A 24684-nucleotide genomic window follows, 5' to 3' on the forward strand; every position below is an offset into this window, starting at 1 on the left:
TGCATTAACGGGGTAAATCTGAACCATCGGTTGGACGACAGACGGCGTCAGACATGATCTGCTGCTGAATGGTGCCAACGTAACACTGATACAGTTTCCCCTGATAACGGGCATTAAAAAAATAACTGTTGGGTTCAGGAGTACGATCAGATTGTTCAAGCGTGACACGATCCTGGGTCACCCCCAGCGCAAAAGCAGCCTTTTCCCGCAGAGCCTGTTCATTCATCTGACCTGCAGCCTGAGAGATTCCGCTGATGGAAAGCGACAGAACGCCCAGAATAAGCAGTGATTTTTTCATGATTACCTTTCCTTTTGATTAATAAGGGCTGTCAGCCATCCCTTCACAGCAATACAGTAACGGGAAAACGTTCGCTCAGGCAATAATGCTAAGCCTGTCCCTGAAGAATGTCTGTAATTTGTGCCAGAACCTCACGTACTTCCGCTTTGTCACAGGCCATAAGTACATCCATTGAAAGCACCTCCAGTCGTGGCTCTCCCATTTGCTTTGCCAGCAGGCCAGCATTAAGTGCCAGCGTTCTCCGCCCCTCTTTTGATGGTTTACGCTGATCATCAATAAACAGGGACAGCACTTCTTCCCTGACCTCCTCATCCAGCCGGGAAAAGTTTCGGTCACGTAAAATATCCAGAGCAAATTTCGTTAAAGAATCCATATATTCTCCTGGTTGTTGAGGTACTGAACACCCGAAACTCAAAAAAAGCGGCTTGTCCTTCATCCTTTTTTTGGCCCAAAAGCCCCGGAATCCATTAATCCATTAAACATTGTGCGTAACTGCTTAACCGTTAGCTGGTTCAGAAGTAGCGACGACCTTGCCCCATGAGGAGACCCGAGAAGCAGGTAACGCATATTTTCCCATGACTCTGACAACTGGGCATATGACAGATCCGCCAGCGTCCTAGACAACATTAAAGGAACCGCCACCGCAGGAGGTATCGTGCCATCAGATTCAAGGGCATGATTATTCCAGCTCCACCAGATTAGCACTGGTTTTGCTGTATTCGCATACAGAGGGATCAAGCCCGATACATCAGAAAGAACATCGCTCCCATCGTAGTCAAAATCACTATTTTTAAACGCGGTAATGAGTTCGTCAGTGATATAAGAAGCCCGCAACTCGATGGAGTCCGATGCCATACGCAACCATCCGGAAAGGCTACTAAAACGCATGTCATCACTGCTCAGATATTGCATTAAATCCCAGTAGGAACGCTTTACAGCAGCGATTAGCTCATCAGTATCCCCATAGGGGCATGTAATAATACCGTTAGCCATATAACGCGTATGATCAAGGCGCGGAAATGATGGCGTCGTCTGCGTGTCCCTGTAACAGGGTATCGACTTATCACGGCCAAGCGCTATAACTGGATGCCATTCAGGATAAGAAGACACTACTGGCCCAAGTTTCGTGCAAATAACGCTTAAAGCATCCTCAGCTCGTTTCCTGTCAGTTTCAGAGATAGCGTCGATATTATCCTTTCGCCATGGTGCGATCTCTTTAATAAGAAAGTAATTGATTGCCTCAGCTTTGAGTTTTTCAGCTTCTTCATTTGCTCGAAACATAACCATACCCCAACATAACATTATTAACTTACGCATTATCTATAACGCATACGCGTAAGTAAATGGTTTTATGTTTACAATAAAAAGGTACGGCTACTTTTGCACAATCACCTGCCTGCATGGAAGCAGGTGCGACTGATGAACAGGATACTGACGGTCTGTGGTATCGATACCCGGCATAGCCGTAAACACAACTTCTATATTCGTATTGTGAATGCCGAGCAGCGCGCAGGCATTCTAGGAATGCGCCAGGGGCGCATAGAGGCGCCCTCAGAAGTGGACTAGAGCATAGTGGTTAATGGCGCCGTAGCCCGGCGTAGCCGGTTACGGTGTTGATAGGTTCCACCAATCCATCCCTTCGCCCTGCTAGACCAAAACCCGCTAAAAGCGATACAGAAGCTTTTGTGCGGCGTCGGAGTGGTCACGACAAGGCGGAAGCCGCAGTCGGGGCGTATCTCCGCGTTAGCGGGCCGTTAGGGCCGCTTACGGGCGTGTACTCAACACCTTCAGCGACACCACTCACAGCCACTCAGAATTCTAGTTACAACATTCATCATTAAAAGCGACGTTGTTCCGGGCCTTCGGCCCGGGGCGGCCTCGCTTTTCAGTGGTGGGGAGGGGCTGTGAGGGTTCAGGCAGGCACTGTTCCTGCTTTTGAGTGAGTATTTTGAATGTTGTAACTATATGTGCTGTGCCGGGGCCCGGCGCGTAGCGATGGGAGCTACCTCAGGTATTTGCCGAACCGGCGCGGACGTGAGTCCGCTGCAAGGGCGGGCATTTTCAGGAGCCTGTCCACAGGTCAGGCGACGAACAGGTTATATATTTATATGAATGAAATAAAAGATATTTAAAAGAAGTACAGAGCAGGTTTTTAAAGGAAACCACGCACTTTGAAATCAGGTCGGCTGGCGCTCTGTAAGCATAACGGTTGTAACCTTATGGAAAGGTCCCTTGCAGTTATTTGTGGGTAACTGAATCTGGCGACGAGATGTGGCCACTCTGATGCAATTTCTGGCCATTCTGATGGCGGAATGGGGTGAATGTCAGGAAGGACGGCCGTCATTTCGTGCAGAAAACCGTCAACGATGGACTGCAGACGTGCGAAACCCTCCGGCGCCAGCCGGATTTTTCACACAGGAAGGGTTATATGGGGACGGTGGCCAGCCGCGTGTAGTTGTTACCACGCGACATCAGCATGCGCTCTTTCACGCGCCGCTCCAGCTCACGCTGGAGAGCATCCCTGTCGCCGACGAAACGCCCTTTGGCGTAGTCACGCGTCAGCTGCTGTTTCACCAGCGTCACAATGTCCTTACGGGCTCTGTCCGCGTCACGTCGGGCGCGGGCGCGCTTCAGGCCATGCTGTTTACGTTCGGACTGGTAGCTGCGGAACCGTTCGCGCACAAACCGCCAGGCCTTCGCTATCAGCTCGTCCATCTCCAGCGGCTTCAGGTTCTGCTTCTTACGCTGCTGATTCTCCCATTCCACACGGCTGCGCCTCGCGGCCACAACGGCCACGTCAGAGACGTCGAGCGCGGAGAACAGTGCCGGCGTGAAGGTGATATCGGTCGGGATATTGCAGCCAATCTGCGGGTCATACTCGGTCTGATAGGTAATCAGCCCCAGCTCCGCCATAAACGTCAGCGCCCGCGTGGCGCGGGTGATGGACAGATTACCGCTTTTCGACTCGGTGGCGAGACCGCACTCGATGGCCAGATTGGTGATGGAGCGCTGAACGCGGTTGGCCAGCGGGTCATAGTGGAAACACAGCCCCTGGAGCAGGGCATCGATGGCCCGGCGGCGCAACAGTGGCGGCATCCGGTGACGTTTACCCAGCGAGCGTAAGAACGCCACATGGATGGAAAAGTCAAAACGGGACGTGAAGCCTTCGGCTTTCGCCATCAGCTTACGACAGAACGGCAGTGTCTTTTTGCCTTCACGCGGCGTGAATGCCGGGTTCGGGTTTTTGACCTGACGGTAATGGGAGAACAGGGTCTGGGCGTCAGTCACACCTTCCCGCACTTATGTTGCACGGAAGGAGTAAATGGCACAGAAACGGGTATTGCAGTTTTCTGAGCATAAAACTATACTCCCTGCATAGAGCAACAGCTTCTATACAGTTTAAGTAGGCCCCGTTAATCTTCTCTTAGTCGCCAAACCTGGTGAAGATTATCGGGGTTTTTGCTTTTCTGGTCCCGGGTAGACACCTCATCAGAACCAGTTCCCTGCCACCTTATGGCGTGGCCAACCAAGAATTCACTAAAACGATCAGTAATCTAGCATCCAATGAGAAAACGTTCAAGAATGTGAAGTCTTTACATCGAGAACGCCGCGTTCAGAAAGTTCACGTTCGAGTAAGGTCTCAATAAACTGAGCTTGAGTGAGCCCTTCCTCTTCACAGATCGTAATCATCCAATCTTTAAGAGGATTTTTAACAAAAACCTTCACTTCTTTATGTGTTTCACGTTTACGCGCAATCGCGGCAAGCTGTCTTTCACTCGCCGACATCGGCTTACCTTTTCGGTAAGAACGCTTTTCTTTCGATGAGGAAGTTACTGCATTTTCGATCTGCGACATCTCTGCCTCCTCAAGGATCAAACTTGGATCGTTTGCAGAGAATACTACAGATATCTGAAATCAGCGACTTAACTTTACGCGAAGGTGTGAGCCATGTTGGCGCATGGTTCACCAGGATAGATGTAGATTGCGGATCAAATGACGATGCGACTTAGTATGAAGAATGCCAGTCCGTTCCTCCGTCCCAGCGCGACTGCCAGTGCTGAAGGTAGGTTTGTGCCACTTCCGGCACCTCATTAATAACCAGCACATTCTCGCTATTCCGCGATGCAGCAGAGCGAGTGTAGTTAAAGCTACCAGCCTCAACTGTATGATTATCAACAATAATGACTTTGTCATGCATGATGGCGTAGCGACCGTTGGTGCGCAGCGGAATTCCCGCGTTCACCACGATGTTCATCGCCGCCTGGCTGGCTTTGCTCCGGTTGCCCTTTTCATCAAGCACTATCTTCACATCCACACCACGACGTTTTGCCCTGACAAGCGCACTAACCACCTCCGGAGACGTAAATGAGTAGCCCATCAGCCGAATTTCCTGCTGTGCTGACTCAATCGTCTTAAGGACCAGCTGCAACGCGCTGCCTTCAGGTGAAAAGCCGACCTGAACGGAGGATGCCGCTGCTGCGGGCTGAATACAGCTCAGCGAAAGACATACCAGACCGGACACGGCCAGCTGGCGAAAGGTGAACTTACGCATTAAATAACCTCAGAAATACTGTTCGGATGTGTTAACCAGAAACGCCGGAGACGGGGAAAACTTGCTTTTACCCTTCTCCGGGGTTGGACAACTGAGCACGGCGAAGGCGTCAGTCTCTTTTAGCGGTATCAGTTGGCGGACGCCTGATTATTTTTTGGTATCACCGGCAGCATGACTGATGGCCTGCTGCAGGGCCTCCGCGCTGGTGTATCCCGGAATAACCGTCACGTTATCAGCACTGGCGCCGGCTGACGGGAGAACCACCAGGGCCGGGGTACCGCTGAAGCCCAGCTGCTGCGCAAGTGTGTTTATGCCATCCAGGGTCCCCTGAACATCTGGGGCTGTTTTCGCATCGAACTTCACGGCTTTTGCGGCCGCGCTGATATCAGCATCGGTCAGCTTACCCTCGTTGTGGGCGGTAGCGTAAATCGCGTTGTGATAGTTAAGGTAAGCATCGGCCCCCTTCTGCTTCCAGATCTGAAGCCCGGTTTTCGCCGCACTGAGCGACGCCGGCCAGCGCTGGCCAAATATCGGGAATTCCTTGAACACAAAGCGCACGTCCGGGTTAGCTTTTATTACCTTCTCCAGTTCCGGCGCCAGGCGGGCACAGTAGATGCACTGGTAATCAAAGAATTCAACGACCGTCACTTTCGCATCAGCAGGACCATATGATGGTGTGCCTTTATCGTTCAGCAGCGCTGCCTGATTCTGAACCACGGCGGCCGTCATCGCCTGCTGCTGCTTCTCCTGCTGTTGGGCCTGCAGCTTCTGGCTGACCTCAACCAGCACTTCCGGATGAGCCAGCAGGTAGTCTTTCGCGATTTCACCAATGCGGGCTTCCTGCTCCGGGGTAAAGGCAACGGCAGGTTTCTCTGCTGCCCCCGCCACGCCGGAGACCAGAAGGCCTGCGGCAAGCATGACTGAAAGGGTTTTATTCATGTTCATCCTGTGTTTTTCTCTTCTCGGTTGTTATCAGTTCGTTCCGTGCACGGGTGGCGACGCTTCTGACCGCCCTGCGCTGTCGTTTAGCGTGCTCCTGAGCCCTGCGCTCCACGGCATACGCCGCCTCCTCCGCACTCACCGCTGCGACCGGTTCACCGGCAAGGTTTTTACGCCACGCGCCCACCGTCATGGCGCCCAGATACGCATCCGAGCGGGTGACGGCGGCAAGGCAGCGTTTCAGCGTCTTCACGGAAATCTCCAGCCCGCGCCGGCGAATGTCATTGACCATTGCCTCCCGGATGTTGACCGCCAGGAGCTGCGGCTGGCCGTCCGTCACCAGGGCTGGCCAGCAACGCTTCAGGAGCGCGAGCGCGTCCGCAAGCGGCATGACCTTCCGGTACACCGGTTCCGGGGCAGGTTTGCGCCTGGCCGCCCGCATGGCCTCCCTCTCCTGGGCCTGTCGCTCAGCCCACTGCCGGGCTTTCTCTGCTTTTCTGGCGGCCTTCTCGTCCGCCTGCGCCTTTTTCGCGCTCTCATCCACCGCCTGCTTCCTGACCTTCCAGGCAGGCGTCGTGTTCACCACCACGGTCTTTTTACGCGTGACCCGGCCCGGACCCGCACCGTCCGGTTCACTGTTGCTTACGGCACGCTGACCTTCTGGCTCCGCTTTGCGGCGCAGCGTCAGCGTGGGGCGCCCCTGCTCTGTCATCCTGCCTCCGGATAAATCTGTTTCACGTATACTCCCCTGACTGACCCTATTCTGACACGGCAGATATCACATCACCATCAGTCCGATGACGGCAAGGTGCACCGCGTAGAACAGCGGGAAAAATTCGCGCGGCCAGAACCTCGGCACGCGGCAACAGGTCCGGCTCAGCACCGTCAGGGTAACGCCGGGTATTACCAGACCCGCGATGGCAAAGGCGGGGCTGTCCGCGGCATTCAGCGCGAGTATCGCCAGTGCCAGACACAGCGCCAGCCCCGTGCGCGTGGTGCGCCGGCCCGTCATACATACGCCGCAGGCCAGCATCAGCATCACTACCCCCGCCAGCCCGTAGCTTCCCGCCGAAAACGGCAGCCAGGCCAGAACCAGCATCAGGGAGAGCGGCCATGTGCGCGGCCCGTGCCGCTGCATCAGCGCCAGTGCCTGTCCGCTGACCGCAAAGGCAAACAGAATATTGCCCAGGTCCGGGCGCAGCCCGGCCAGTATCCAGCCACCCTGCGCACCCCGGCCCATATCCAGAGCCGGTTCAGGGCGCGCTGCTGAATCTGCGGATGGCGGGCGAGGTTCATGGCCCAGACCAGGCCAAAGAGCGGAAACGCTCCCCGACCGGCAAGACGCAGCCAGTCATTATCCAGTCCGCACAGCATGCTGATGTGGTCGGCCACCATCAGCAGCAGCGCCACGGTTTTGATAAGGTCGGTCTGGCCCGGCGTCCACACAAGCAGACGCTGCAGCCAGCAGTCGGCCACCACCACAAGGGGGAAGAGCGGATGGTTTTCAGCGCGCATATCAGTCGCCTCCCAGGGTCTTTTCACGCTCAAGGTCTCGCACCGTTTCGCGCTCCATCTGCTGCAGGCGGTCCCGCTGCACGCTCTCGCGCACCACCTGAGACACCGCCTCATCCCGGCGGCGTTCTTCCGGCGCATCCGGCAGCGTGAGGGGAGATGCCGGCGTTTCTTTTATCCGATCCATATCCCGCACCACATCCCGGACGGCGACGTCAGCCCCTCCGGCCGGCCTGTCGCCGCTGCGGGCCATCTCGCGGACCGCCTCTTCGGCACGCTTATCCAGCTCCCGCTGCACCTCAGCCTCCCGGGCCTGCTGTGCCAGCACCTCCGGCGGCACCGTTTCTGCGGGCTGCGTACCGGTGGCATCGGGCAGGCCGTCGGCCCAGACCCGACCGCCGGTAATGGCGCCGGGGTTCCACGGTCGCGCCTCGCCTTCGAGCCGCACCACCACGCCGCTCTGCGGATTCTCCCTCGCGAGCCGCACGCCCTCTTCCATATCCCGCGCCAGCAGCGACTCGCCGTTACGGCTGGCCTGCAGACCCGCAAACGCCGCGTCCCCGCTGCCCATCACCCGGCCTTCACCAGCGAGCCCCTTAAGCTGCCCGTCTCCGGACGTCAGGGCGCTCAGCCAGACGCCCGCCTTCCTGCCGTTGCGGTCGAAGGCCGGGAGCGCCACGTGCGGCTGCGGGTATTTACGCCCCGGCGAGATATATTTCGCCATCGAGCCCTCGGGCTGCAGCCCGGCCTGGCGCAGCGCGGCGCGACCGGCAGGCACCTCACCCAGCGCTTTTGCCGTCGCCGTCAGGCGGGCGGCATTCGCGACGGCGCGGTCGCCGCGCGGCTCCAGAATGTCATGCGCCGTACTTTTCGCCTGCGATTTTTCCATCGCGGCCACCCACTTATCCCGGTTGTCGGTATAGACCTGCGCGTGCTGCTTCATGCGGCTCAGCGCCACGTAGGCTGACTCGAAGCTCACCATCCGCTTACGTCCGCCGTCCGTACCCTGCAGGGAGATGGAGAAGGGCTCGCTCGCACCCTGTGAGCCTTCAACGGTGACGGCATAGGCCAGGTCGATGTGCTGCTCTGCCTGCTCGGCTGACGGCGTGAGCGTACGGGTCTGTTTCCCGTCCGACAGCGTGACGCTGTCACCTTTTATCTCACTGACCGACCAGACGCTGTTGGCCACGAAGCCCCGCTCGTTGTCGCTTTTCGAAAAGCGCATCCGGTCGCCTTCCGACACGGTAATGGTGTCCTGACGGTAGAGCGTGACGCCCTCTGTCGCCGCCTGCGCGGGCGACAGGCTGCGGGTGTTGCCCTGCGCATCCTTCAGCATCACCAGGTGCGCCTCCCCGTCCAGCGCCTCAATGCTGTAATAGGTGCTGTCCAGCAGAACCAGGCTGTCGCGGGATGCCTCCCACGTTGCCATGCGCCGCAGCTCCCCGTCGCGGATATTGGCAGGCGTGAGAACCGGCAGCGTGACCTCTTTTTCGCCCACCTCGCCGGCACCCTGACGGGCGTCATGAATCATGGCGTTCACCTGGCGGCGGTCGGCGTTCAGGGCGGTGATAACGATGGTCTGCGCCTGCGCCTCTGACGTGCGCCCCGTGTAGTCCTTCACGATGGCCTCCAGCAGCGTCGCGGGCTGCCCGCCGGGCATCAGGTCGCCGGCCGCCACGGCTTTCGCAATGGCCTCCTCCCGTTCGCGGCTGAACTCCATGACGGAGCTGTCCGGCTGCCAGGCATCCGCCCTGCGCGGCACCTGTGCCGGCGCCACGCTCTCAATGGTCGTCAGGGCGCTGCCGATATCGCGGCTAATCAGGCTGTAGACGGCAGGTTTTAGTTCCGGCGTCTGGCGGACGATCTCCTGCATCACCGCCACGTCAATGGCGCTGCGCTTCTGCAGCAGGCGGAAGGGCTGGCCCGGGGCAATGGACTGCAGCTGGTCGGTATCCCCGCTGGAGACCGCGCGCCCCCCGCCCCCGGCAATCAGGCTGTACGCCTTCGCCATGTCGGCGTTACCGACCATTGAGCTTTCATCCACGAGAAACAGCACGTTGCTGAAGTCCGGTCGTTCGCCGCCGCGCAGCTGCTGCTGCGTGTCGTGAATAAAGGCCGCCAGCGTCTGCGTTTCAGGCACGCCCGCATCGCGCATCTCGCTCACCGCCCGGTGGGTGGGGGCCACGCCGATAACGCGCGGCTGCTCCCGTTCCGGCAGCGTGCCGATGGCCGACATGACTGCCCGGAACTGGGTGGTTTTACCCACCCCGGCGTAGCCCTGCACCAGGGTAAAGCGGTCGGGGGATTCAAGTATCATGCGCGTGGCGTTCCGCTGCCCGTCGGTCAGGCCCGCCAGCTGCGCGTCCGGAACCTTATCCATCAGCGGGGTGACGGCCTCCTTTCCCTCAAGGACGTGGCGGATAATGCTTTTTTCAGCGTTGTACGACTGGCGTGAGACCAGCAGCTGCAGGCCGTTTCCCGGCGATACCGGCACCGACAGCAGGTCGCCGCTGCGCACCTGACGGTCCGCTTCCTTTTCGATGGCCTGCAGGCTGAGGCTGTCCTGCTCAAATTCTTTCGCGGCGGCCATCAGTTGCGGCTTCGTGAACGCCAGGCCGTTCCCCTCCAGCACCGGAATGGCCAGATGGATAGCCTGCTGCTCCGGCGTGTGCAGACCGGCCTTCTGGTGCGCCAGGGCATCATCGAGCCTGTCATGCCCCGCCGCATCCTTAATCTGTTCGGACACGACGCTCCAGGCAGACTGACGCGACAGCTTCTCCGTCGTTTTCTGCGCCGTCTGCGCGGAATAGAGCCGCACCGCCCGGCCGCTGAGCGCCAGTTTGTTCAGCGTGGTGTTATCCAGCTCGCGCTGCGACAGCGAGGCAAAAACCGTGGCGCTGTCGCTCACCGAGCGGCCCGGCGACTCCACCCAGCCTTGAACCACCTTCGCGGCGGTAAACGGGCTGTCGCCGGCGGGCAGGACCACGTCCGCCTTACGCCCCGGCTGGCTGACGACGAGCCCCGCCTCCCCGAGCGCCTTAACGGTCACCGTATCGCCTCCCCTGAGCCGCGTCCCCTGCGCCTGACCCAGCACTGCCAGACGGTCGCCTTCGGCCACCTGCAGCGTGCCGGTGCGGTACAGCGACCAGCTGCTGTTGAGTTCAGACAGGCGGGTCACCCGCGTCTCACCCTGGGCGTTGCGCAGCGTCAGGCTGTTGTTGCGGCCCGTCACGCGGTCAATGACAAAGCGTTCCCGGCTGCGCTCTTCGGCATTCCAGCGCTCCATGACCATCCCCTCCCGGTAGTGGTCGCGCACCTGCTGATGGCGGCTGTCGAGCCAGACCGGCTCCAGCGTGGTGATACTGACCTCCCGCTCGCCCAGCACCTTTTCCGCCTTAAGCGCCTCGCGGACTACGCCTGCGAGCACCGCCTGCTCGCGCGGACCGGTGACCTGCGCCACGCTGTGTTCACCTGCGCGGACGCTTCGGGCAAAGTCAGCGGCCAGGCGGTCATACCGCTGCCGCCGGTCAGGCTCGCTGATAACCGAGACCTGCGTCTTCTCACCGCCCTGCCACGCGAGCGTGCTCACTCCCGCTTCCTTCATGACGGTGAGGGCGCTGCCGGTCCCGGTGCGCTGGCCGCTGTCGGCAATCAGCAGCTGGACGTTATGGCGCAGCGCACCGTCGAGCAGCGTGAGCGTTTCTTTCAGGGTCAGCTTCTCCCCCTGGTCCACAATCAGCGTGCTGCCGGGCGTAAAGGCCATGCCCTCCGTCAGCCCCCGCCTGTCGGTGATATGCTCGCCGCTGAGGCGCTCATCCTGCATAAGGGCGCTGCGCGAACGCCTGTCGGCGGCGATAATCTGCACGTCACGCCCCTGTTCGCGCGCCATCATCGTCAGCTCCGCCACGCGCTCACGCTGGCCGGCCGCCCCGCCCTGACCCGAAATGATCGCCACCGGCGGACGGTCCTGGGCCAGGACACTCACGGCATCGCTGTATGACCGGCTGCGGGGCACGCTTTTATCCGGAAAAATGTCGGCCTGCCCCGTCCGCTGTAAATCGCGGGTCATCGCCGACACCGACAGCTCATCCAGCACGTGGATGTTCGAGGTAAACAGCCCCTTCTCTTTATCCAGCGGGATGAGCTGCTCATTTTTTATCGCCGCATCGATGCCGTCACGCGCCATCTCCACCATGCCCGACCGCGCGGGCAGCTGCCCGAGGGTGGTGGCCAGCAGTTCGGAATACGTGAACCGCGCCCGCCGGTCGCTCAGCATCGCGATGGCCTGCCCGACGCTGCTGTTAATATCAATGGCTTCAGGCGTCGTTGCGGGAATATTCCCCTGCACAACCCGCAGGTCTGCCGCCTCACGGTAGGCTTTAATGTCAAACCCCGTCTCTTTCAGGGTCTGCATCCACTCGGCCATGCGCTGTTCGGGGTCAACCTTCTGCTTCGACTGGCGGGTATCGAGCGCCGCCACGTCGCGGGACTTCAGGGACGCGTCATCCCCGACCGCCTCGCTGATGGTCCTGCTGCGGCTGGAATACGGCTCCGTCGGTACGCCCTTCAGCTCCCACATGCCGTGTTTGCCGACCGTCTCAGTCTCATAGCCCATCGCCGCGACGTCATCCTTCAGCGCGGCACGATACAGGCGGCCAAAGGCAATCTGGTTGGCGTAGATATTCTCAATAAACCCGGTTTTACCCACTTTGTCGCTGCTGAGCGTTCGCCACTCATCGCCATGCTGAGTGGCATTGGCCACCACCGCGTGGGTGTGCAGCTGCGGCTCCTGGTCGCGGCTGGTATCGTGGTTAAACAGCGCCATCACCAGGTTGCCGGTCAGCTGCGTCACGCTCCTGCCCTCCGTCATAACCCGCGTGGAGGCCATTGCCTCTATCTGCTTAATGGCGGTCTCCACCGCGCGGTTGTGTGCCTCAATAAGACGCTTGTCGCCTCCCAGCATGGCCATCACGGAGACACTTTTGGGCGCAGAGAAGGTGAAGTCGTAGCCCGGACGGTGTTTGTTCGCCCCGTCCTGAGTCCGGCTGAGGTCGCTGCCGTCCGGCAGGCGTCCCTCCAGAACCTTCGTAAAGACCTTCTGGTCCACCCCGCCGCTGAGCCCCAGCGCTTCAGCCCCTTTTCCGGCCCAGCGCTCGCCCATACTACCGATAACGTAGTAGTTGTCCTTGTCGGTGTAATAATTGCCCGCGCTGCCGGCGGATTTTACCGATCCGATGCTCATCATCAGATGTATCCTCCCGGCTCAAGATCCTTTTCAGGCGCCCGGTGAACGTTGATGTTCACTTCTTCACGACGCTGCCTCTCCTGAGGAGACAGTTCGTCCTGCTCCGCCTGCCACGCCTCCCATGCCGCCATATCCACTACTTCACCGCTTTCACTGATGCCGGGCGGCAGCTGCTCTGCCTCTTCCGCCTTTGTCTTCAGCTCAGGCTCCACACCGCCGGCGCCTGCCGCACCTGCTACGGATGCCGCGTCTGCAGCGCGGGGCGCGGGCGTCAGTTGCTGTGGCTGCTGTGGCTGCTGTGGCTGCTGTGGCTGCTGTGGCTGCTGTGGCTGACCAGCATTCTCCGCACCGCCCTCTGGCGCGACAACATCGGCATCCGGTTCAAAGAGCATGGCGATGCTGCGGGATTCATGTTCACGTGCAGCCAGCGCGGCATTCAGGCGTTCCTCCGCTTTCCCGTCGATGGTGCGCGGAATGAATTCCGGTGCCACCTTTGGACGCTGCTGATACTTCAGCGCCATTTTCACGGCAGGATAAGGTCCGGGAAGCGTGACGTAGCAGGAGAGATCCGGCAACGTCTGGACGTCGGAGTAACTCACCAGGGTGACGCGCTCCATGTCCTTGCCGACCGAGGTACCGTCGCGTACCGGGTCCACACCGTAGGAATACTGCTCGGACGCCTTGAGGATTTCTTTTTCACCGATTTCGCCAGCGGCGAACTCGGCGATATTGCGCGACGGCGAGCGGAAGAAGGCACGGGTGTTCAGCACGTCGAACAGCGTTTCCGCCGGCTTCTGCCCGTAAATATCTTCCAGCTGGGCGTAGGACTGAATGCCAATGACGTAGCAGCCGCCAAACTTACGCGCCTCCGGCAGGATCTCAACCAGGTCCGGCAGCTTGTGCAGGGTAGGCAGCTCGTCGGCGAAGATCCACACGCGGCGGTTACGGTTTTCCCCCATCGCCAGCAGCCCGCGAATGGCGATGGACAACCACATGGAGATAACCGGCTTGAGGGAAGCGTGGGTGTCAGCATTGGAGGAGATAAACAGCCAGCCGTTTTTACCATCCTCACGAACGCCGCGCATCCAGTCGCGTATGGTGAATGACTCGCCGTTATTTTCGATGCCCTGCAGGTAGCGGATAGCCTTGACGTAGTTGGTCAGCACGGCGCGGATGGAGATGGCCGTTTTCTCGATTTTCTCTTCCACCAGGTTCGCCGCCGGGGAGTTTTTCAGGTACGAGCGCAGCTTCTCAATCTTGATGGAAAGCAGCGTGTCGACCAGCTTGCTGTAGCTGCGGTCCTTGTCGTTGCGCATCAGATATGCGGCTTCGGCAAAGATGGTACGTCCCGACCCCTGCCAGAAGGGGTCTTCCTTCGTGCCCATAGGAATAAGCGTGTTGGAAACGTTGTCGAAGTCAGGCTGCGTCAGGCACTCCCGCCACAGGTCCCATGCAGCGCAGCGCGCATCCAGCGGGTTAAGGATTTTATCTGTGGCCGGATCATAGTAGCTTTTGACGAACTCACAGGAGCGGTCATACACGATGACCATATCGCCACGCTGGCGGGCGTAGTTCATCAGACGGCGGATAACTTCTGATTTACCGGCCCCGACGGTACCGTGCAGACAGAAGTTCTGGATCTCCGAGTCCTTAATAAGCGGCAGCTCACCGATTTTGATGTCGGATGCGAGACCGTCGCGCCTGAGCATTTTCGCCACCGCTTTCGGGTCGTCAGTCAGCTGGCGCCCTCCCGTTATCTCGTCCTCACTCTGCTGCTTACCCTGATGGCCCAGAATCCAGGTGGTGACAAAGAAGGTAATAACGCACACCACGGCCGCGATGATGGCAGCAAGAATAAAGGCCGTCCAGACCTGGTCGGCGCACCACTGGATATATTTGTCCTGCAGTATTTGCTGCGCGTTGTACTTCAGCTCATGGCCGTAATAACGGATGGTATAGACAGGCTGGGATTTAAAAATATCGCGCATGGGGGCCAGCGTCTGACACCAGTAATAAACCATGCCGTTCACGAACGTCTGCCAGGTCAGTTTAACCGACAGCGTAATCGCGACAATGATGCCGAAGAGAATGACGAGACAGTACACGATGATATTGGCAATTTGACTGAACATACGGATACGCATGCTCGCGATCTGACCGCCCTGGGTCATATCCTTAGCATTAAAACTCATATTAGCCTCATAGAGGTTGGTCTATATGTATAGCGACCATGATTTCAGAAAGCAATTGATTTAATGTCATCCGTTACAAAACACTAGGATGACATCATTTAACTAAAGGCGGGGAGATTATTAATAATGAATGTTATTTTTTAAGTAAATCACACGCTCCTGCATATCCATGTGAGCATGATTTTTTCAAATAGATATCTGCCATTCCAGAATCTGGAAATACACCATCACCTCTCATATAAGCCCCTGCCAAATTAAACTCAGCCTGTCCGTTATTTTTAATGGATGCTTTCTCCCACCAGATCACCGCCTCGTGCATATCCCTATTAACACACTCACCTGTAGAATACAGGTTTCCAATATTCAAATATGCCAACTCAAAATCTTTTTGAGCTGAGGAGTTAAGCAAATCCATTATTTTATCACAACGGGCATCTTTCAATAATCCATTTTTATAAAGCATTGCCAAGTCATTCTGAGCAGATGCATTCCCTGCATCTGCTGCCTTCCCCCACCAATAGCCTGCTTTTTTTATATTTTTATCAACACCTCGCCCATAATAATAGAGCAGACCTAGGTTATTTTGGGCATCTGAATTACCCTGAATCGCCGACTTATTAGTCCAATAAAAAGCTTTTTTATAATCACCAGATACGACCAAATACATTGCACCTAGCTTATATTGAGCTAATGCGTTTCCAGAATTCGCATCTTTTTTTAAGTTAGTGTAGTAGTCGTCGCTAGCCCTTACACTCAAGGTACACGACAGGAAAACAAAAACTCCCAACATCCCATAGAACACTCGCATTGTTTATCTCCATAAAACTAAATATTATATCCATACACAACCATGAAACTGACTATGAAATCCTACAACTCAATCTAACGCTTCCAACCCATTGGATAATTACTTTCCGGATTATAATTAACATTATCAAAGTCCACGGATTCAAAGTCATTATTTATAGAGTGGGCGCCATCTACCTTGTTTTTTTCAAGCCACTCTTTGATGCTTATACACCCGCTAACCTTATATAAATCCATCAATGTACCCACAATGAATACAAAAAAAGTAACAAGAGGAGGAGCCAGTGAACATATAGGCATTATCACATACCAAACTACCCTGTTGTATGTGTAGGGTTCAACACTGCCTTTATTCTTAGATATTTTATAAAACAAATAGATGAACAATCCTTGCCATAAGAGCACAGTTGCACCAATGAATACCACCTCCGTAACTAACCATCCAGCCAGATAACAAGCAATAGACTGAAACAACACTACCATGAATATCTGAAGCAGATTTCTCATCGCACCCTCTCTGGCATCCTGTTACTGCTTATGTTTATCTTGATATTTTTTTGCCTTCTTCATCAGTTCTTCAGGACTGTCAGCCCCCGGCACTCGTTCTTGAGACTCCTTTTCCTTATTATACGTATTCATTTGCGAAGATTGCTCTGAATTATGATGTTTTTGCAGATCAGAATACTGTTGATTTATGCTGCCTTCTTCATCGCGTATTCCTCCTTTAGTATCGGCTATATTCTCTCTCGATGTTGTGAGCATATTATCAACTTGGTCTTTTACATTATTCTGAATTCCGCTGTCCTGTGTACGTTGTTCGATAGTAGCCTGATGAGACTGGTGATCGGCACTAACATCGCTATTTCCACCGCCACCAGAAATGGCCCCCATACCATGGCCAACATTTCCTTTAGCTGCTGAATATGATGCATCAACGCTCGGTTGTACCTGCTCCTGAACAAATCCCCAAGCCAGTTCCCGACGTTTTCCTGCGATTTCTGCTGAGCTGGTATTAGTAAGCAATGTATCTGCATCTTGAGGTGCATGTTTACGGACATACTGGGCAAACTGCTGATTTAGATCCTCGCTCATTTGACCACTCATACTTTCTGTACGAGACGCCATTTCAGCATATTCATGGCTACGAGCCTGACTTGTGGTGTACTGATCATAGCTCTGTTTTGCTGAGTTCAACGATGCCGAAAGTTGATCTGCTCGGGAAGCCGCATTATTGTCCGTATGGCTCCCAGATTCACTGACTTTACGGCTAGTAAAGTAATCACTCGCCTCCTTAAAGTCCTGGGTTGCTTTAGCATCCATATCATGTCGAGCATCATGGCTAGCTCGAGAGCTATTTGTTGCTTGGTGCATATCGTCATCGGAAAAATCAACTCCCGCCTTAACTCCTGCCTGAAACCCTACCCCTCCTCCGGTACCCAGCACATTCAGCCCCATACTTCCTTTAGCATGTGTATCACCATACAATCCGAGTGACGCTCTGGTGCTCCTTGACGCTAACTCTTGAGTGGCCTGTTCATTACTAATATTATGCCCTTTCGCATAGCTTTCTACTGCGCTGCGCATCCTGCTGGCCATCATAGAATCCTGAGCACTCATAGTGCTGTCTGCGCCACTGGTCATTGAATTACTGCTACCACGGTTTGAGCCAAACTGACTAAGCGTATTCCATGCGCTACTCAAACTACTGTTATATCCATGCAATGCACTCTCTGACTGGGTTTGTGCCTCGCGGGCCATTGCCTGCTGTGCGGTTGCAATCTGACGAGTCATGTTGATACTCATAGGAATACGTGACGTAGCACCACTGGAATCTGTCACTACACTACCATCACGCATTTGCGTCGAACTGGCTCCGTTAGCCAACTGTTGGCTCATTTGTCCAAATACTGTTGAGCTATTGGTATTCCAGTTAAAACCACTCACATTTTCTGTCTGCATGTTAGCGTAAGAGTAGTTACCATCAACAGCACCAGAGGCAGCAGTGGCTGCAGGGCTGATAGCGGAAGAGGCCAGATGGCTGTAGAGATTTGAGAACCCCGCCCCCAGTCCCTTCAGCATTCCCCATGCCAGTGGCGGGATAAGCATCGACAGATAGCCTGCCGTGGTAGCGAGGTCTGAGTATTTTATCTGCACCTGTGACAACTCCGAGAGAACCACTGGTGAACCGTTGGCCTTCGCATAGAAGGTCATGCAGCTGTTGAGGATGGCGTAAAGCAGTGGCCAGCTCTGCACCCACATGATAGCCAGCACGTACCCCTTCAGCACATTAAGGGTGACGGCGTTAAACATCCCGCCCAGCACCATCAGGGGGAATATTCCGATGGTCAGACCGACAATCAACGTCTGAGACATAGGAAGTGAGCGTAATGCCACCTGGCCGACCGTCGCATGCGCCAGCCGCTGCTTCTCCATCGATGACGTAGTGGCGATATTCAGCAGGCTTGAGGTATCACCGTTGCGGGCGGCGTAGCTCATAATACCGTTTCGCAGCGCGTTCATCGTCACATTCTGACGGACAATCGACGCGGCGCTCTGACCGGCCCCATAGAAATAGTTATAGCTGTCCCCGATCATCTGGCTGAACAAAATGTCAGGATTCGGACGTCCGCCAAAAAGCTGACGCACGTAGTAACTCCAGGTTTTTCCTCCGGTCTGAGTATCCAGGGCAAGCTTTGGCTTAATTACCGCAGCGGCTTCTTCACAGGTTAAAAACTGATTATTGTTGTTGAATATCCCTCTCAGCGGACTCGGCTTTGAGAAAATCAGCGTATACGGGTCTGCGCTGTTCATCAGCTCTTCCATGGTATATTTTCCGTTCAGGAAAATATCGCCCATCACGCAGTTCTGCACATAGTCCGTGAATATCGTCGTTATCTCTGGGTTCTGTGATAAAAAGTCCGTACTGCGTGAAACCAGATTCGCCCCAAATATCATGCCGGTTTTGCTGTAGGTGATGCTGTCGGGCTGTGAAAAGACCATTTCGTACCCCTGAACAAGGGCATATCCGATTTTGGTCGTCAGCGATGCAGGCAGAGCCAGCCCGGCGGGCACGTTATCGACTTTATAGACCTTTGTCTGATTACTGATATCGATTATTTGTACGGAGGTGCGAACGCTGACCAGTAGCGACATCAGTACGATAACGCCCGCCCAGCCCAGCATATCCATGATGTTGTGCCGTCGTATCCACGAAATAGCGACAACCAGCACAGAGAAAGCCGTCGCAATACGCCGAATAACAACCCAGTTCTCCGTCGACATGAACGTGACGATGGCATTCAGCGTCTGCGTCAGCCAGTCGCCGCCCGCAATGACATAGATTTCCTGCATCAGCGCGCCCCCCCGAAGTGATAGTTGTTCTGGTAGCGCTGCAGCATGCGTGCCGAGACCTGCTGGCGCATGTAGCTCATCTGGCGGTCAACAACCAGAAGCGCGTCCTGCTGTACCTGCACCTGTGCCTGGAAGGAGGCTATCTGTCGCGTGGCTTCGTTAAGGTTATTATTGATGCTGTCGATAACGGCCTGGTCATAGTTTCCCGTTGCCACCATTGCACGGGCCTGCTGGACCAGCTCCTGGATGTACTGGAGCAGAATGTCGTAGCCGATATAATCGGTTAGCTGATAAACGAGGCTGTTAGAAACACCCAGCATCTGGGGATCAACCAGGTACTTGAAGACCGGGATGGTAGTACTTGTGATAAATCCCTTCTCTTTCTCGGTTAACTTTAGATCGGCAACGGCTTTATTCTGAATGCTGGAAAGGATGTCTTTTATCTGATTTTTCAGTGCATTTTTCTGGCTGATCGTGACATTAGCATCGGCAACCACCTTCAGACATTTATCGCTGTCATTACAGTGATACACCCGTGCAGTCCCCCCCTCCATCATGGCCCGAATAAGGTCGCGATCGGTCGTTCTGGCCGGAAGCGGGGTTATATTACCCTTCTCATCAAAGACCATTGTTCCGGTCAGGGTCATGATGAACTCCTTAAGCTCTTTATTCCCGTCAAACATGCGGTTCTTGCCGAGCGCATTCCAGATGACATTGATATTCTTCGTGATGCGCTCTTTATCCTTATCACTGGCCTTATCACGGACCTTATCCATACTGCCCCCTACCGTACAGCCCTGGCGGGATGCAGCCCAGTCCGCAAACATGTTGCTCTCGCCGGCAATGTCCTGGCAGACCTTCTGCTGGGAGACCTGGGTGCGCGGAAACAGACCGCCGACAATCCCCTGCGCCGCCTGGCAGGAGCTGAGGTTCATGCTGTTAATATCGCTGGCCATCTTCTGCAGAAAGTCTTTTGCGGTCTTGATTTCCGGTACCGTGGTCTGCAGCGCCAGATCGAAGAAGTATCCGGCCGCATTGGACATAATCTGCTTGGCGAAACGCTGCAGCTGATCGCTGTTAATAAAGCTGAAGGAGCCCAGATAGGCATCAATGCCGCCGCAGCCGGCGTTGATGTCGGGCAGCGTCATGGAGATAAGCTGGACGGTTTTCACCTGCGTACGGGCATATAGTGAGCCACCCGTGGCGTAGCCAGCGGCCTGCCCCTGCCAGACCTGTGGCTGGCTGGTATTGGAGTCAAAGCCCAGCTTATTAAAGAAGGTGTTCATGTCGCTGTTCACGTCCGCACTAACGGTTGTTGAACAGACGAGAAGCATGCAGCCCAGAAGACTGCGGTGTCTGAACAGGTTTATCATCATTTCACTCCGCGCATCTGAAGGACCGTATCCATGCGGGCCATAAAGCCCTGTTCGTCGGTCGCGCCCTGCAGCAGGGGCAGGGCTTCAAGGGTGTTTACGTTGACGAGAAAGGTGGTTGGCGTGGCCACGGGCAGGTTAGGGAAAAAGGTTTTCATCACCTCCGGCGGCGCGGGCAGCGCATCGGGATAGGACGCATCCCCCTGACCGTCGATGGTGTAGGCCATCACCCCAAAACCCACCCGTGCCGACAGCGACTTCAGGACCGGATCAAACTGGTGGCAGTACGGGCAGTGCCCCTGCATAAACAGCACGACCTTCCAGTCGGCCAGATTGACCTGGCGGCCGTTGCTGAGGCGGTACCAGACCGGCTGCTTCGCCGGAAGTGGCTTAACTTCAGGGTCTTCCGGGGATGTTGGCAGAGATCCCGACGCTCGCGCCCCCTGTGGATGCCATAACGATTTGATCTCGTCCATTGTGGAAGCCTGTGTGGCCAGACTGAGGGTCATGAGCGCCACGGTAAACACGGTATGTCTAAGGTTCATGTCGGCATCCTCCGGCATCACGGGCCTTTTCGGCCTCACGGGCGGCATCAATCCAGCGGTTGATGATGCGGTATCTGCGCTGACCTGTCACTGAATAATGGGACTGACGCAGAGGCATTCCCGGGACTTATTCGTCAGACCCACCGGAAAGTTAAGGTCGCTTCTGCCGATGGCGCTTATGACACAAAACTTTGCCATGACGAGCTGCGGCGAAAAAAATCAGGGCGCTTATCCCGCCGCGAACCCGGGCGGGTTACCGGGCGGCGTATGCGGACAGAAATCAGGCGGTGGCCGAAACGGCGATGTACCGGGTTAAACAACTGTTCGGTGGGCAGCAGACGCTGCGTGACTACGATGCGCAGGCTGGTGAGGCTATGGCCATGATCCGTGTCTTAAACAAAATGACGCGTGCAGGGATGCCAGAAAGTGTGCGGATTGCCTGAGCAGGTCAGTGACGGGAGGCGCTTTTATCTTAAATCCGATTTATTCAACAAAGCCGATTTAATGCGTTAAAACAGCCGGCATCGAGTTCATCTTCAACAACAGAAAAAGCGAAAGCATCCACAGCCGGGCGGATAGCTGTATGAACCGCCCCGGTAATCCTGGAGACTACACTCTTTGAGAGAGGTAACCAGGATGACAAAACATAACCGATTTCCCCCTGCAGTTCGTCAACGCGCTATTCGTATGGTTCTGGAAAACCAGAATACCTACAACTCACAATGGGCCGCTATCTGCTCCATTGCCCCTAAGATCGGCTGCACTCCCGAAACATTGCGTATCTGGATCCGTCAGCAGGAGCCCGTTGATGATGAGCAGAATGCGCTGACTGCCAGCGAACGCCAGCGTCTGAAAGAACTGGAGCGGGAAGTCCGGGAGCTGCGCCGCAGCAATGATATTCTGCGTCAGGCTTCAGCGTATTTTGCCCGGGCGGAGCCCGACCGCTGCTGGAAAATCTGAGCGGTGAACACGGAGTCGGGCCAGTCTGTCATGAGCTGGATATTGCTCCGTCAACGTACTACTGGCATCAGCAACGCCGGAAGTATCCTAAACGACGCAGCAGTCGGGATAAACGCGATGCCGTGCTGATACCTGAGATACAGCGTGTATACGAAGAAAACTACAGCGTTTACGGCGTGCGTAAGGTCTGGCGACAGCTAAAACGTGAAGGCGTCGGTGTTGCCCGTTGCACCATTGAGCGCCTGATGAAAGCCCTGCAGCTACGTGGGATGAGACGCGGCAAAAGTGTCAGTCCCCCCGCAGCAGCAAAGCCGGAACACCGCAGGATCGGGTGAACCGTCAGTTCGTGGCTGAACGGCCCGATAAACTTTGGGTGGCTGATTTTACCTATGTCAGCACCTGGCAGGGGTTCGCATATGTGGCCTTCATCATTGATGTGTTCGCCGGTGTTATCGTGGGCTGGCGGGTCTCATCCACGATGGAAACGTCGTTCGTGCTGGATGCACTGGAGCAGGCGCTGTGGGCCAGATGCCCGAGCGGCACCATCCATCACAGGGACAAAGGTTCGCAATATGTGTCACTGGCGTACACGCAACGGCTGCAGGACGCGGAGCTGCTGGCTTCAGCAGGTAGCACGGGCGACTCATATGACAATGCGATGGCAGAAAGTATCAACGGGTTGTATAAAGCGGAGGTGATCCACAGGCAAAGCTGGAAAACCCGACAGGATGCTGAGCTGGCCACGCTGAAATGGGTTGACTGGTATAACCATCACCGATTAATGGAACGCACCGGATATATCCCGACAGTAGAGGGTAATCCCCTGAGGGATCCCCACTAACCATCAGTAGATGAGAACCATAGATCTATTTCGCTGGATAAGTAGCTTTAACTGTATTAGTCGCGACTTGATCTGACACTGGACCTTGAAAGGTTGAGAGTTACCGGTTTTGATATGGGTGTCTAATCCTTATACAAAACACGAGGTAACTCTCATGCTTCATACTAACAATCCCATCATCAAACACAAAGCCGGCTGCTCAATCTCGCCGGGGAACTCGGTAACGTATCAAAAGCCTGTAAGATCATGGGCGTCTCACGTGACACGTTTTATCGTTATCAGGAACTGGCTGCAGAAGGTGGTATCGATGCCCTGGTTAACCAGAACCGTCGGGTTCCCAACCTGAAGAACCGCGCCGATGAGGCCACGGAACGCGCTGTCGTTGATTACGCCATCGAGTTCCCGGCCCATGGACAGCACCGGACCAGTAATGAGCTGCGTAAAAAAGGCGTGTTTATCTCAGGCAGTGGCGTGCGCTCCATCTGGCAACGACACGACCTGGAGAACTTCCGTAAACGCCTGAAGGCGCTTGAGGAAAAGGTCGCCAGGGAAGGTATCGTGCTTACCGATGCTCAAATCGCAGCACTGGAGAAGAAGGCTCACGATGACGAGGCCTGCGGTGAAATCGAGACGGCACATCCGGGTTACCTGGGGTCGCAGGACACCTTCTGCGTGGGCAATCTGAAAGGTGTTGGCCGTATCTACCAGCAGACGTTCGTGGATACATACTCGAAAATGGCTCACTGCAAGCTGTATACGAGTAAAACGCCGATCACCGCCGCCGACCTGCTCAATGATCGTGTACTGCCGTTCTACGAGGCACAGGGACTGCCGATGCTGAGAATACTGACCGACAGGGGTACGGAGTACTGTGGCAGAGTGGAGCAGCATGATTATCAGCTGTATCTGGCCATCAACGACATCGACCATACGAAAACGAAGGCGATGTCTCCGCAGACTAACGGCATCTGCGAGCGCTTCCATAAAACCATTTTGCAGGATTTTTACCAGGTTACGTTCCGCAGGAAGTTATATGGAGACCTTGAAAGTCTGCAGGCAGATCTGGACAACTGGTTGTGGCATTACAATAATGAGCGAACTCATCAGGGTAAAATGTGCTGCGGGCGTACGCCGATGGCAACATTGCTCGATGGTAAGCGCTCGATGGTAAGCGGGTCTGGGCAGAAAAGAATCTGAACCAGATTTAATCTGACAGACACCTGTACAAATAACCGGTAACTGTCAGATCAGGTCTGAGCTAGTACATGTCAGGATCGCATAACAGTTGTAGCTGCGGGAAGCATCCTGTCGTTTAACTCTGATTTATTCAACAAAGCCAAGATGAAGTCGTAACCCGGACGGTGTTTGTTCGCCCCGTCCTGGGTCCGGTTGAGGTCGCTGCCGTCCGGCAGGCGTCCCTCCAGAACCTTCGTAAAGACCTTCTGATCCACCCCGCCACTCAGCCCCAGCGCTTCAGCCCCTTTTCCGGCCCAGCGCTCGCCCATACTGCCGATAACGTAGTAGTTATCCTTGTCGGTGTAATAATTGCCCGCGCTGCCGGCGGATTTTACCGACCCGATGCTCATCATCAGATGTATCCTCCCCGGTAGTTTCTCTCCTCAAAGAAACGTATACCCCATTGACATATACGCAACCACAAATCACAATGGATATACATCTTGTATATCCCAGAAAAGGAGAGTGCCATGCATACAACGCTTTTTTTGAGTAACCGGACCCAGGCCGTGAGGTTGCCTAAATCGATATCCTTTCCGGAAGACGTGAAACACGTCGAAGTCATTGCCGTTGGCAGAAGCCGGCTCATTACACCGGCCGGCGAGTCCTGGGACAGCTGGTTTGATGGTGAAGGTGTCAGCGCTGACTTTATGAACGTCAGGGAACAACCCACAGAGCAGGAACGGGAAGGATTCTGATGCTGAAATATTAGACGTCAACTACTCAGGCCGGTACGCGTCAACTATTCTGGCCGCCTTTCAGTTACTTCTTAACTGACTGCTGGGTTACTGCTTTCGACGTTTTCTTTCTGTAGCTTTCTCCTGTTACCTCGA

The 24684-nt window shown here is 55.6% G+C and carries 17 protein-coding genes, 7 pseudogenes and 1 other annotated feature; of the genes and pseudogenes, 6 read left to right on the forward strand and 18 right to left on the reverse strand.

Annotated features, from left to right (window positions below):
- Positions 1–4 precede the first annotated feature (4 nt).
- The 5 genes from BTJ39_RS21705 to tap form a co-directional block, all read right to left on the reverse strand.
- Entirely contained in the window at positions 5–298 is a 294-nt protein-coding gene (locus tag BTJ39_RS21705; protein ID WP_078004795.1) for a hypothetical protein, read from the reverse strand.
- A gap of 88 nt (positions 299–386) precedes the next feature.
- A complete protein-coding gene (locus tag BTJ39_RS21710) occupies positions 387–671 on the reverse strand; it encodes a hypothetical protein (RefSeq protein ID WP_032072917.1) in 285 nt (94 codons plus the stop codon).
- Between the two features lie 59 nt (positions 672–730).
- Positions 731–1579: a hypothetical protein gene (locus tag BTJ39_RS21715; protein WP_032072916.1), complete on the reverse strand. Its 849-nt coding sequence runs from the start codon at positions 1577–1579 to the stop codon at positions 731–733.
- A gap of 1143 nt (positions 1580–2722) precedes the next feature.
- Complete coding sequence (gene repA, locus BTJ39_RS21730) at positions 2723–3598, reverse strand: incFII family plasmid replication initiator RepA (RefSeq protein WP_024191793.1); 876 nt, start codon at positions 3596–3598, stop codon at positions 2723–2725.
- Positions 3579–3656: a RepA leader peptide Tap gene (gene tap / locus BTJ39_RS25470; RefSeq protein ID WP_011201829.1), complete on the reverse strand. Its 78-nt coding sequence runs from the start codon at positions 3654–3656 to the stop codon at positions 3579–3581. The genes repA and tap overlap by 20 nt, the downstream gene beginning before the upstream one ends.
- A gap of 79 nt (positions 3657–3735) precedes the next feature.
- On the opposite strand from tap, the pseudogene BTJ39_RS25475 reads away from it, so the two are divergent.
- Positions 3736–3839, forward strand: a pseudogene (locus tag BTJ39_RS25475) (replication protein RepA).
- Between the two features lie 35 nt (positions 3840–3874).
- Here the strand turns inward: BTJ39_RS25475 and BTJ39_RS21745 are convergent.
- The 12 genes and pseudogenes from BTJ39_RS21745 to trbB all read right to left on the reverse strand — a co-directional run bounded on the left by BTJ39_RS21745 (position 3875) and on the right by trbB (position 20814).
- Positions 3875–4153, reverse strand: a complete 279-nt coding sequence (locus BTJ39_RS21745) for a replication regulatory protein RepA (protein WP_008324932.1) — start codon at positions 4151–4153, stop codon at positions 3875–3877.
- Between the two features lie 151 nt (positions 4154–4304).
- Complete coding sequence (locus BTJ39_RS21750; protein ID WP_008324931.1) at positions 4305–4850, reverse strand: phospholipase D family nuclease; 546 nt, start codon at positions 4848–4850, stop codon at positions 4305–4307.
- 147 nt (positions 4851–4997) lie between these two features.
- On the reverse strand, positions 4998–5789 hold the full coding sequence (locus BTJ39_RS21755) for a DsbA family protein (RefSeq protein WP_008324924.1): 792 nt from the start codon (positions 5787–5789) through the stop codon (positions 4998–5000).
- Positions 5782–6501: a fertility inhibition protein FinO gene (gene finO / locus BTJ39_RS21760; RefSeq protein WP_008324922.1), complete on the reverse strand. Its 720-nt coding sequence runs from the start codon at positions 6499–6501 to the stop codon at positions 5782–5784. The genes BTJ39_RS21755 and finO overlap by 8 nt, the downstream gene beginning before the upstream one ends.
- Before the next feature lie 66 nt (positions 6502–6567).
- Positions 6568–7304 (reverse strand): annotated as a pseudogene (gene traX / locus BTJ39_RS21765) (type-F conjugative transfer system pilin acetylase TraX).
- A 1-nt stretch (position 7305) separates the two neighbouring features.
- Entirely contained in the window at positions 7306–12546 is a 5241-nt protein-coding gene (gene traI, locus BTJ39_RS21770; RefSeq protein ID WP_078004796.1) for a conjugative transfer relaxase/helicase TraI, read from the reverse strand.
- Positions 12546–14738, reverse strand: coding sequence for a type IV conjugative transfer system coupling protein TraD (gene traD / locus BTJ39_RS21775; protein ID WP_078004797.1), 2193 nt, complete (start codon positions 14736–14738; stop codon positions 12546–12548). The genes traI and traD overlap by 1 nt, the downstream gene beginning before the upstream one ends.
- 133 nt (positions 14739–14871) lie before the next feature.
- Positions 14872–15546, reverse strand: a complete 675-nt coding sequence (locus BTJ39_RS21780; RefSeq protein WP_078004798.1) for a tetratricopeptide repeat protein — start codon at positions 15544–15546, stop codon at positions 14872–14874.
- Between the two features lie 74 nt (positions 15547–15620).
- Positions 15621–16052, reverse strand: a complete 432-nt coding sequence (locus tag BTJ39_RS21785; protein ID WP_008324118.1) for an entry exclusion protein — start codon at positions 16050–16052, stop codon at positions 15621–15623.
- 21 nt (positions 16053–16073) lie between these two features.
- Positions 16074–18896 carry a conjugal transfer mating-pair stabilization protein TraG gene (traG, locus tag BTJ39_RS21790; protein ID WP_078004799.1) on the reverse strand — a complete coding sequence of 941 codons (2823 nt, stop codon included), beginning with the start codon at positions 18894–18896 and terminating at the stop codon, positions 16074–16076.
- Positions 18896–20269: a conjugal transfer pilus assembly protein TraH gene (traH, locus tag BTJ39_RS21795; RefSeq protein WP_045379406.1), complete on the reverse strand. Its 1374-nt coding sequence runs from the start codon at positions 20267–20269 to the stop codon at positions 18896–18898. The genes traG and traH overlap by 1 nt, the downstream gene beginning before the upstream one ends.
- Positions 20269–20814: a type-F conjugative transfer system pilin assembly thiol-disulfide isomerase TrbB gene (trbB, locus tag BTJ39_RS21800; protein WP_049047534.1), complete on the reverse strand. Its 546-nt coding sequence runs from the start codon at positions 20812–20814 to the stop codon at positions 20269–20271. The genes traH and trbB overlap by 1 nt, the downstream gene beginning before the upstream one ends.
- Before the next feature lie 129 nt (positions 20815–20943).
- Here trbB and BTJ39_RS25480 point away from each other — a divergent pair.
- The 4 pseudogenes from BTJ39_RS25480 to BTJ39_RS21820 all read left to right on the forward strand — a co-directional run.
- Positions 20944–21051: pseudogene (locus BTJ39_RS25480) on the forward strand (IS5/IS1182 family transposase); the annotation flags it as partial.
- Positions 21052–21104: 53 nt separating this feature from the next.
- A pseudogene (locus BTJ39_RS25485) lies at positions 21105–21257 on the forward strand (IS5/IS1182 family transposase); the annotation flags it as partial.
- Positions 21258–21450: 193 nt separating this feature from the next.
- Positions 21451–22615: pseudogene (locus tag BTJ39_RS21815) on the forward strand (IS3 family transposase).
- Positions 21729–21824 (forward strand) — a sequence feature (AL1L pseudoknot). It overlaps the preceding pseudogene by 96 nt.
- A 154-nt stretch (positions 22616–22769) precedes the next feature.
- Positions 22770–23823: pseudogene (locus BTJ39_RS21820) on the forward strand (IS481 family transposase).
- Positions 23824–23961: 138 nt separating this feature from the next.
- Here the strand turns inward: BTJ39_RS21820 and BTJ39_RS21825 are convergent.
- Positions 23962–24204 (reverse strand): annotated as a pseudogene (locus tag BTJ39_RS21825) (relaxase domain-containing protein); the annotation flags it as partial.
- A 117-nt stretch (positions 24205–24321) separates the two neighbouring features.
- Between BTJ39_RS21825 and vapB the strand changes: the two are divergent.
- Positions 24322–24549 (forward strand): toxin-antitoxin system antitoxin VapB, encoded by a 228-nt coding sequence (gene vapB / locus BTJ39_RS21830; protein WP_078004800.1) that lies wholly within the window; start codon positions 24322–24324, stop codon positions 24547–24549.
- The last annotated feature ends 135 nt before the right edge of the window (positions 24550–24684 follow it).

This window comes from Izhakiella australiensis, assembly GCF_002006995.1.
GTDB classification, from domain to species: Bacteria; Pseudomonadota; Gammaproteobacteria; order Enterobacterales; family Enterobacteriaceae; genus Izhakiella; species Izhakiella australiensis.